Here is a 10,327-nt window from a genome sequence, read left to right as displayed (position 1 = left end):
CTCACAGATGGCTCCCCTTCTCAATCTGAGAATCTAGCTACATCAATACTCTCAGGACTTTTCTGCACCACTAAGCCGCTCAACTCTCGATACCCCCACCGCTGCCCCGGCACATAAAAAACTGCCAGAATAAACCCGAGTTTCGACTCCGCTCAACTCTCGATACTGGTAGGTTGAGCGGAGGCGAAACCGAATGGAACGGGTACTTTATTGAATTACAGATCTACCCAGTCAACACCCTCAACCAGGATGTGATGTTTTGGCCAATCTCTAATTTCAGCTGATGGTTTAGGCCGTGGCGACCAGGGTGGGCGATCGCAGTGCCAAGTTATGGGTGCTAGCCCAAGTAGTCAGGTCGCTAAGGGCGCGATCGCGGTAGTGGCCATACCGTTCTCGCTTGTTGCGAACCTTGGTGGGCAGAGCCGGAATGATGCCAAAGTTGGGCGGCATGGGCTGAAAATGCTTGGGCTCAGCGGAACTGATGAAGTCAATCAGAGCCCCCATCATCAGGTTGACGGGGAGCGTCAGCGGTGCCTGCCCCAAGGCGACCCGCGCCGCATTGGTGCCCGCAAGCCACCCCCCCGCCGTCGCCGCCGTGTAGCCTTCAGTGCCCACCAGTTGTCCCGCTGCAAGCAGGGTGGGCCGCTGGTGAAATTGCAGAGTCGCGCTCAGCAGTTCGGGAGAGTTGATGAAGGTGTTACGGTGCATCACCCCCATGCGGACGAACTCGGCATTTTCTAAACCGGGGATCAGGCGAAACACCCGCTTTTGTTCGCCCCAGCGCAGATTAGTCTGAAAGCCGACCATATTCCACAGGTTGCCCTGCTTGTCTTCTTGCCGCAGTTGCACCACGGCGTAGGGTTTCTTGTCCTTGAGCGCCGGATCTTTGAAGTGACCGAGCCGCGCATCAAACAACCCCACGGGTTTCATCGGGCCGTAGCGCATGGTGTCTTCGCCCCGTCGCGCCATTTCTTCAATCGGTAAACATGCTTCAAAAAACTTGGCGGTTTCGCGCTCAAACTCTTTGAGTTCTGCCTGCTCTGCCGCACAGAGTTCCTGCCAAAAGTTTAGATACTGCTCGCGATTCATCGGGCAGTTGAGGTAAGCCGCTTCGCCACGATCGTAGCGGGAGGCCAGGAAGGCGAGGTCGCGGTCGATGCTTTCCCCCACAATGATCGGGCTAGCCGCATCAAAAAAGCTCATGTATGCCTGTCCCGTAAAGCGCTGTAGATCACGGGAGAGGGCGTCGCTGGTGAGGGGGCCAGTGGTGAGCACGACGACACCATCATCAGGAATTTGGTGAACTTCGTCCCGCCGCAGTTCGATCAGGGGATGGCTGGCGAGGGTATCGGTCAGGTCGTGGCTAAAGCGAGCGCGATCGACCGCGAGGGCTCCGCCAGCAGGGACTTGATGCTCGTCCGCTTTGCCAATGACGACGGAACCGAGTTGACGCAACTCTTCGTGTAGGAGGCCCGAGGCGCGATCGCTCGACTGCGCCCCAAAGGAATTGCTGCACACCAATTCCGCCAGGTGCTCGCTGTGGTGGGCGGGGGACTGCTTTTGGGGCCGCATCTCGTGGAGAATGACGGGCACCCCGGCCTGGGCAATTTGCCAGGTCGCTTCGGTGCCCGCGAGGCCGCCGCCAATAACGTGAATCGGTTGCATAAGTTCGGTCTGATGGTTCTTGGTCAGGACAGGGCAGCCGGAGATTGCCGAGTATGGGTTGAGCCGTTCAGCTGCTATCGATCCCCCTTTAATCCCCCTTCAAAAGGGGGACTCCCACCGAGCAGTTGCTATCCCTCTTGAAAAGGGGGCGGTGACAGTGGGGGATCAGATCAGCAGGCTCAACAAAGCGATCGCCGTTGCCCACTCCCCATTTTTACTGAAACCGACCGTTTTGCGGTGACCAGAACAAAAATTGCGGGCGATCGCTTTCGGTGATCACCAAAACTGGCTGCTGGGATGGGGGCTGAATCCACCCAGCTAAGCGGGCTCCGCCGCCCGACCACACGCTGCTGTAGAGCAGTTCGCCTGAGGCCGTCATGATCAGCTCGGTGGGTGATTGTCCCGCGGCGGCTAAGTCCTGGGACGCTAATAATTCTGGGGATAAGGTGACGATGAGTGCTGGCGGGTTGCCGCCCATCAAATTGACCGGGCGCACGGTGGCCCAAGGGGGGATCGCGTTGGCCTGCTGTTGCAAGGTGGTGGAGAGACTGCCGGGGTCAAAGCCCAAGTGACTTTGCAGGGTCGTCAAAAGCCGATCGCGCGTCGCCGCTTGGGCGTCGAGCCAGCCCGCAAGCCCGGTCGGATTCACTGCAGCGACATTTTGCCACTGCCCTGGCGTAGTGACGAACAGCGGGCGATCGGTCGTGACGCCCCGCGCCAGTAAGGTTAACCGTTGGCCTTGCCATCGAGCCCCCATTACCTCCAGGGTCTGCGAGCGATCCCCGGCCAGATCGACACCGCGCAGGGTGGCACTGGAGCCGAGGCCGAGGGTTTGCCAGAGTTGTGGGGGCGGTTGTGCCGATACCCGCGCGGAGAACGTGATCGGCTGCCACTGCTGCTGTTGGTGTCCCGATTGCAGGGTAATGGCGAACCACTGTTGTCCTGGTGATAGGGTTAAGGCCGCTCCATTCGCCGGGCGTTGCCAATCGCGGGCTGTGAGGTTGGTCAGCACCCTCGCTTCGCCAATCACGCCATCCCACAGGGGCGGTGTGGTATCGGCGATCTCTACTTCCGGCGAATCGTCGGCGACGGTCGGCCACACAATGATGGGGGCGGGTTCGGGGTTGGTGACGGTTTGGGCGATCGCCTCAAACTCTTTACGTAACGGCGAATTCTGATCGGCAGTCAACCATTGCAGCGCGGCGGCTTCGTCTTCTTTGGTCAGCAGCAGCAGCGCATTCCACAGCCGCGCGGCTTGATCATCCGGGTCAACCTGCAAGGTCGCCGTCAACCGGGGCCACACCCGCGAAAAATTCCGTTCCAGCAGTGGCAACACCGCTTTCGGAAACCCGGTCTGTTTCTCTTGAATGGGCTGGAGGGCCGCTTGCCACTGACCATCGAGCAGCAAGGCCAGCAGCTTTTGACTCGGCTGCGACCAGTCGCGTTCGGCTTGGGCCGCGCTAAATTGACCGTGCAGGGCGACGAGTTGCCACTGCTGTTCCAGCTCATCTGACCAGTTGGCGGCGAGTTGGGTTTTGACTTGCGTTAAACGGGTGTGGGCCGCTGACCACAGCCCCCGCTGCGCGAGAAACAGGGCATTTTTGTAGGCGATCGCAGGCGCGTCTGTCGGCAGCGACAACGGCTTCAGCGTAATGGCTTCTAACCGGGTATGGGCTCCGACCGCTTGCAAGTTGCTGACTCGATAAAGCTGAAAGTCGGGTTCGAGACCATAGGTTTGGTTGACCAGCAGCTCCGGCGCGCCCTGCTGGTCGATATTGTGCCAGGTGGGCAAGCGCCCCGGCGGACTCTGCCAATTGAGCAGCGAGGTAATGCGCCGAAACTGGGGATTCACATACAGCACCTGCCCATGCAGGATGGGGCTGCCTTGGGGCTGCCAGCGTCCGGTCAAGGTCAGCCAAGCTCCGGGCAAGGCGTCGTCGTGCAGAGGTTTGAGCGCGGTAAGGGGCAATTGATAGGTAGACCCCAGCAAGCTCGCATCGGGGTTGGCTAAGGCTTGCAAAACCGTCGCCTCGGTTGGCCCTTGCACGGGCAACTGGTGTAATAGCTGCCATTGGTCGGCGGCGGCTCGTCCCGCTGGCTGACTGTAGAGCCGCAGCTCGACGATCGCGTCACAGTCGTGGCTACAGGGCGATCGCGTGGCCCAAATCGGCAATAGCTTGAGGTCAGCAAATTCGGGGCGATCGCTGAGCTGGGCCAAGTCCAGCCAATCCCCGGCATAGCGCTGCTGTGCCGCTAATTCAGTCTCGATCTCAGTTGTCGTCTGGAGGGGCACGTCACTCCAGGCATCCATCAGCCCCGGCCAATGTTGCGCGAGCCAGCGGGGGGGCTGCGGTCGCAGAATGAGGATCACACTCGTCCACACGCTGATGCCGACCAACGTGCCCGCCCCGACCAACAGCAGGGCCAGGCCACTCAGCCGTCCCCATTGTCGTCCCCACTGTCGCCACGGCAACCCGACCGGGCGAGCCGATCGCTGACTCACCGGGCTAGTTTTGACCGACTTGACCACCAGGCCAGCGGCTAATGCGTCTTTAGAAGGGGGCGATGATTGGGGCATCCCAGGGGCGATCGCAGCCTGCGGCACTACCCAGCCAAAACTTGACTGTAGGTTTGTCCCGCTTGCTGCCAGGTAAAGTCCGCTTCAATCATAGTGCGGGCATTCGCTGAGAGGGTCGCTCTGCACTCAGGCTTTTCAAAAAGTTGTTGAATCGCCGTGACGTACTCATCGACCGTGTTGGCGCGTAAGGCGCGGAGCGGTACGCCATCACCATCAACAGTCAGTCCTTCCAACCCGCGATCGCTCGCCACCACGGGAATGCCCGCCGCCATCGCCTCCAGCGTCTTATTTTTGATGCCGTAACCCGCCCGCATGGGGATCACGCACACCGTCCCCAGGTGCAAAAAGTCCACCATTGACGGCACCCGCCCGGTCACCTCGACCCCCGGCAACGCCTTGAGCGCCTGCACCTCTGCCGTCGGGCGCGACCCCACCAGCGACAACTTGGCCAGCGGATAGTGCTGCCGCACATGGGGAAAAATCTCCCTCGCCAAAAAGGTCGCCGCATCGATGTTGGGCAGGTTATCCATCGCCCCAATAAAGACCAGATGACGCCCCCCTGGATCGGCCTGCCGCAAGGGAAACATCGCCAAATCCACGCCGTTGGTCACCACATGAACCGGACGCTGGGGACACAGTTCCCGCATTTGCTGGGCATCGTCCGGCGTAGTCACCACCAGATCGGTAAACTTTTGGCAATACTGCTGCTCGTAACGTTTGAGCAGGGAGAGATTGAGGCGATCGCGTCCTGGCTTTTCGGCGGTCCCGGAGGCCAACTGCTGTAGGCACGTACCGTAGACCGAGCTGTGAATATTCACCACGCGCTTGGGCACACGGGCTTGCACCAGCGGCGACACGTAACACTCATTCACGCAATGCTCTGCCGTCAACGCATCAAACACTTCGCGGGCCACGAGGTCTTCGATCCACTTCAGCATGGCGGGTGAAAAGTTGGCGCTCACGCTCGGCGGCGTGCCCTGTAAGAGAAACCGCCCAAACCGCACTCCCTTGCCGATGACGCCCCCGCGCCCGGCCCCCTGCGGCTTCGGAAACACCTTGAGCAGATGGACGTACTGGCTCAGGGCCTCAAGATCCGCCGCCGGAATCGAGTCATCCACCTGGGTTACCAGGGTGACTTCGTGGGCTTGCAGCGATCGCAACAAATTGAACGTGCGCACCTGAGTCCCGCCGCGAGTAGGGGGATAGGGAAACGTGGCCGACACCATCAAAAGTTTCATAGGCGAGTTCAAGACAACCGAGCAGTCAACAGTCTAGGCCGCAAAGCGGGCGATCGCTCGGCAGCGGTTCACCGCTCCCAGACGCTGCTAGTATGCCCGCTACGATTCTCTCGCGATACGCCCTCCCCGAAAGATCACGGAGTGTAATGGTGGGTTCGGCCATCGGGCTGGGCAATTTACAGTTAAGTGATGCCGCCCAGACTGCGGTCATCGCGATGTTCCGTTCATCCTCTTTTTCGCAAGTTTTATGGTCAAGGTTAGTGTTTGCATCCCCACTTACAACCGCGTGCATTATCTGGCCGAAGCGATCGCCAGCGTACAGCACCAAACCTTTACCGACTGGGAAGTCCTCGTTTGCGACGATGGCTCTCAAGACGCCACCCCAGACTTCATGGCAGGGCTGAATGACGATCGCATCCGCTACCTGCGCCACGTCAAAAACATCGGCAAAAGCAACAACATGATCTCTGGCTATCAGGCCGCCCAAGGCGAGTACTTCATCAAGTTTGATGACGACGATCGCCTCACCCCCGACTTTTTAGCCCAGACCGCCGCCATTTTGGATCAGCACCCCGACATTGACCTCGTCAGCACTGACCACTGGGTCATCAACCCCGATAGCCAGCGGGAACCCACGCTAACCGACCAGAACTCCGCCAAGTGGGGGCGCACCACGCTGCCCGCTGGCCCCATCGCCAACCTCACCGCCCGCACCTTTGACCAGCAGAGTTTGCAAATCGGGGCAACGCTGTTTCGCAAACGGGTGTTAGACGAAGTCAGCTACATGCGACCCAACCTGCAAAATTGCGAAGACAACGATCTGCTCGTGCGCCTCGCGCTAGCCAATAAGCAAGCCTACTACCTGCCCGAGCGCCTGATGGAATATCGCTTTCACCCCGAGCAGCAAGGCATTGGCCGCGCCATTCCCTATCTGCGCGACAAGATGCAGTACCTCAACCTGTATGAGTTTGCCGATGCTGAGCTCGAAAATCTGCGCCAGCGCCGCCTGGAAGAAACCCAGCTACTCCTGGGCTTAAGGCTCATTGAAGCAGGGGAAACGGCTGAGGGCAAAGCACTCTTGCAGCAGGGGAAAGCCCACTCCGCCCAAAAGGCCAAAATCGGTCAACTCATCGCTGCTTTTCCCCCCGCGATGCGGCCCCTTCTTTTTTCTGTATTGCGCCGCCTTAAGCCCTCACCTACGCCTTCGTAACACTCATCTTGCGGGGGGTGATGGCGCGTAAATATAGATCCTCGTAGACCGAGTTTCGCCTCCGCTCAACTTTCGACATTGGTGGGTTGAACGGCGGCGTCGAAACCGGATTGCTCGGTTACGTTATTGAGTTGCAGATACCTCACTGGTTTAACGGCCCATTGGCGGTCCTAACTCTCCGGCGAGGCATCACGTTCATGGCCCAGGGCAAAAGACAATAGGTCACTAGGACACGGATGACAGCGGCTAAATGCCCGACCCATCCAAAAACTCAGTGATGACGCGATCGCCGAGTCGGCAACTACTGCTCTGCCCGATCGCGACTAGCTCTTTCTGGCTAACCTTGTCTTCCTTCAGCGTTTCCAATTGTTCTTCCAGCGCTTCAATGCGGTCAACCAAGGCCCGAATTACCTGCGCCTCAGAATCGGGTAGGCGATCGTGATCCAGCGGTCCCACCCGTTCCCCAGCGCGGTACACTACCCGCCCCGGAATGCCCACCACAGTACAGTCGGAAGGCACTTCGCGCAGCACCACTGACCCGGCTCCAATGCGCACATTGTTACCAATCTGGATGTTGCCAAGCACCTTCGCGCCGGCCCCTACAACGACGTTTTCCCCCAGCGTGGGGTGGCGCTTGCCCGATTCCTTGCCCGTACCGCCCAGGGTAACTCCCTGGTAAATCAAGCAGTAATTGCCAATGATGGCCGTTTCGCCCACAACCACGCCCATGCCGTGGTCAATGAAAACACTATGACCAATGGTCGCGCCGGGGTGAATTTCAATGCCTGTGATAAAGCGGCTAATGTGGGACAGCAAACGCGGCACAAACGGCAAGCCTAAATTCCACAGCCAATGGGCAAAGCGATGAAACATCAGCGCTTGCAAGCCCGGATAACAAAACAGCACCTCCAGCCAGTTGCGGGCTGCGGGGTCGCGTTCAAAAACAATTTTGAAATCAGCTCGCAATGCTTTCAGCACTTGTCTCGCCTCGTGAAAAACACATTGTGCAATTTTAGCGCTACTGACAGCCGTCGGGAATAGGTCACAAGGTGAGGATCCCGCGATCGCTCACCTCAGAGCGGGGGACCCTCGATAGGGAAAACTGGTTTACCATTAGCGCCCTCGCCCCCGTGCCCCAAAGCTCATCAACATTTCCCTGCTAAATTTTCACAGGCCGGCGAATGGCCGACTCACTCAGGAAATTCTTATCTCACCGAAATCTACCTGCCCGGAACGCTGAAATCTCAGTCAGTAGTATTGAGGAAGAGTTTCTCGTCACCTGAGTCATACCATGGCTAGCATTTTGCAGTCTTCTGTCGGCCTACTGCGATCGCGCCTTTCTCGCCGCATTGTGAGTTCCGTATTTCTCAGCATTGTCGTGATTGAGGTCATCATTTTTATCCCTTCATTCGTCCGCCGCTACCGCGAAAAATTGAGCGATCTGCAAGATGTTTCCACCGAAGTGCTGTTCACGGCTAAAGCCACAGCAATGTTGAACGCGGATCTGGAGACTGTATTACAGCTGATTCAACAAAGCCTCAAACCAGGTTCCGTCATCCTCGGGGCCAATTTATGCGCCGCCGATGGCACCTTGATTGACACTTTTGGCGAACCACCCACCATTGACTGTGCCGCCGTGCCCGAGGGACAAGCCGTCAAGCGGTTAACCGAAGGGCGGCGGCGGTACGATGTGGCTTGGCCCAGCGATCGCCTCTCCGGTGAATACATTTTGGTCGTGCGCCATGACGCCAGCGGGGTCATCCACGAAATGTGGCAGTACGCCCTAGCCATTGCCGGACTGGTGCTCATCATCTCCGCCTTTGTCACCCTCGTCACCATCGTGGTACTAGAGCAGATTTTGATTATTCCCGTTTTGCGGTTACGGGACGATTTGCAGCAGGCAGGGGAAGCTGTGAGCCAAGACCAGCCCCCGCAGTTTCAGACCCAGGCCATTCATCGGCAGGATGAATTGGGGGAAGTTTCACGAGCCTTCTGCCAAATGTTCGATCGCGTGCATCAAGAGATTTGCGATCGCAAACAAGCTGAGCAAGCCCTCAAAGCCGAACAGGCTAAATCGGAAAAACTTCTGCTCAACATTCTGCCCGACACCATCGCTGAACAGCTTAAACAAGAGGTGGGGGCGATCGCCTCCCGCTTTGACGAAGCCACCATCCTATTTGCCGACATTGTTGACTTCACAGGGCTGTCCGCCCAAGTAGCACCGGGGGAACTGGTCAATATCCTGAACGAAATCTTTTCCACCTTCGACTGTATCGCCGATGGCCTCAGCTTAGAAAAGATCAAAACCATCGGCGATGCCTACATGGTGGTAGGGGGCCTACCCGAACCCCGCCCCGACCACGCCCAGGCCATCCTAGAAATGGCCATTCAAATGCTCGATGCGATCCAGTCATTCAAACGCCACGACGGCACCCCCTTTCGGCTGCGCATCGGCATCAACACCGGCCCCGTTATCGCCGGGGTCATTGGGATCAAAAAATTCAGCTACGACCTGTGGGGCGACGCCGTCAACATCGCCAGCCGCATGGAGTCCCACGGCGTTATCGATCGCATCCAAATCAGCGAAAGCACCTATCGTCACGTGCAAGAGCAATATCAGTTTGAGGATCGCGGCTGCATCGATATCAAAGGTCGCGGCAGCATGCACACCTACCTGTTCAAAGGCCGCCACGGAGAGCATTGCTCAACGATGGGATGACTGAGTTTGCTCGTGGGTAAATTTTGCCACCATCTAAAATTGAGGGGGCTGATCGAGTGAAAAAATCTCCATGCAATGTCCCAAATGCGGTAGCCATCACATTTACAACAGCAGCCATTGTCACGACAAGTAAAATTATCTCTGTGCAGATTATCGTTGCCAATCCATGGCGTTGCCCAGCTGAAATTGCCCCCCACGGCAACGAGTATCAAGGTTAGTCCGCAAGACCTTGCCCTTCTCCAAAAAGTTAGAAAATCATGTTGGCGCAATCCGATTCTTAGCTACCACTACAACGCGTCCTTACAGCTTTAAGACTACCCATTTATCCAGGACATTCGCTTCGCAGTACCAAGCACAAAAACAGCTTGTATACAATTAACATACAAGAACTGTGGCATCGTAAGTTTCGGATTTTCTCCTTGACAATGTTGAACTCAGCTGACTTTTGCGATGGGTTTATGGGCAAGCTTTTCAGCAAAATTTATTGGGCACTGCGACAAGAAATTTTGTCTGGTCAACTCCTGCCGGGAGAAAGCTTAATCGAACAAGGCTTGGCCGATCGCTTTGCGGTGAGTCGCACTCCCATTCGGGAAGCAATCCGCGTTGCGCTAAATCGCCTCAAGATTATCTAGCGCTGGTGAAATTGCGCACAGATAAAACCTAGCAGCCCAGCTTTGGGCGATCGGCAAGTGATTTCCAGACCAAGTCCATAGATGACTGAGTTTGTCAGGCCGCATGGGTCGCCAACCATCCATTTAGTGGCAAAACTTCTTAGTGGCAAAACTTCTAAAGATTGAAGCTACCGCTGAAGTAACCGATTCCCTCAATCTTTGCGGCTTTCTAAGAGGATGTTTTAAAAGGGTTACTTTGCGTAGCAAAGATGCCCTCAGTCCCTTGAGATTGGTCTGAAATGCTTC

7 protein-coding genes and 1 pseudogene are annotated in these 10,327 nt (G+C 57.3%); 4 read left to right on the top strand and 4 right to left on the bottom strand.

The window, feature by feature from the left end:
* Positions 1 to 288: 288 nt before the first annotated feature.
* From trmFO to JUK32_RS08910, 3 genes are all read right to left on the bottom strand, one after another.
* The gene (gene trmFO / locus JUK32_RS08920; RefSeq protein ID WP_204138507.1) at positions 289 to 1,665 is read right to left on the bottom strand and encodes an FADH(2)-oxidizing methylenetetrahydrofolate--tRNA-(uracil(54)-C(5))-methyltransferase TrmFO; all 1,377 of its coding nucleotides are present in this window, start codon (positions 1,663 to 1,665) and stop codon (positions 289 to 291) included.
* A gap of 214 nt (positions 1,666 to 1,879) precedes the next feature.
* Positions 1,880 to 4,270: a hypothetical protein gene (locus JUK32_RS08915; protein WP_204138506.1), complete on the bottom strand. Its 2,391-nt coding sequence runs from the start codon at positions 4,268 to 4,270 to the stop codon at positions 1,880 to 1,882.
* Entirely contained in the window at positions 4,270 to 5,481 is a 1,212-nt protein-coding gene (locus JUK32_RS08910; protein WP_204138505.1) for a glycosyltransferase family 4 protein, read from the bottom strand. The genes JUK32_RS08915 and JUK32_RS08910 overlap by 1 nt, the downstream gene beginning before the upstream one ends.
* A gap of 247 nt (positions 5,482 to 5,728) precedes the next feature.
* Here JUK32_RS08910 and JUK32_RS08905 point away from each other — a divergent pair, with 247 nt between their 5' ends.
* Positions 5,729 to 6,691, top strand: coding sequence for a glycosyltransferase family 2 protein (locus tag JUK32_RS08905; RefSeq protein ID WP_204138504.1), 963 nt, complete (start codon positions 5,729 to 5,731; stop codon positions 6,689 to 6,691).
* Between the two features lie 246 nt (positions 6,692 to 6,937).
* Here JUK32_RS08905 and cysE read toward each other — a convergent pair whose 3' ends face one another.
* On the bottom strand, positions 6,938 to 7,669 hold the full coding sequence (cysE, locus tag JUK32_RS08900) for a serine O-acetyltransferase (RefSeq protein WP_375541557.1): 732 nt from the start codon (positions 7,667 to 7,669) through the stop codon (positions 6,938 to 6,940).
* Positions 7,670 to 7,982: 313 nt separating this feature from the next.
* Here cysE and JUK32_RS08895 point away from each other — a divergent pair, with 313 nt between their 5' ends.
* The 3 genes and pseudogenes from JUK32_RS08895 to JUK32_RS08885 all read left to right on the top strand — a co-directional run bounded on the left by JUK32_RS08895 (position 7,983) and on the right by JUK32_RS08885 (position 10,042).
* Positions 7,983 to 9,410 carry an adenylate/guanylate cyclase domain-containing protein gene (locus JUK32_RS08895; protein WP_204138503.1) on the top strand — a complete coding sequence of 476 codons (1,428 nt, stop codon included), beginning with the start codon at positions 7,983 to 7,985 and terminating at the stop codon, positions 9,408 to 9,410.
* A 196-nt stretch (positions 9,411 to 9,606) separates the two neighbouring features.
* Positions 9,607 to 9,722 (top strand): annotated as a pseudogene (locus tag JUK32_RS28690) (IS1 family transposase); the annotation flags it as partial.
* Between the two features lie 113 nt (positions 9,723 to 9,835).
* Entirely contained in the window at positions 9,836 to 10,042 is a 207-nt protein-coding gene (locus JUK32_RS08885) for a GntR family transcriptional regulator (protein ID WP_204138502.1), read from the top strand.
* The last annotated feature ends 285 nt before the right edge of the window (positions 10,043 to 10,327 follow it).

Source organism: Halomicronema sp. CCY15110 (assembly GCF_016888165.1).
Taxonomy (GTDB): Bacteria; Cyanobacteriota; Cyanobacteriia; order Phormidesmidales; family Phormidesmidaceae; genus Halomicronema.
This window is presented reverse-complemented; position numbering and strand designations above follow the sequence as displayed.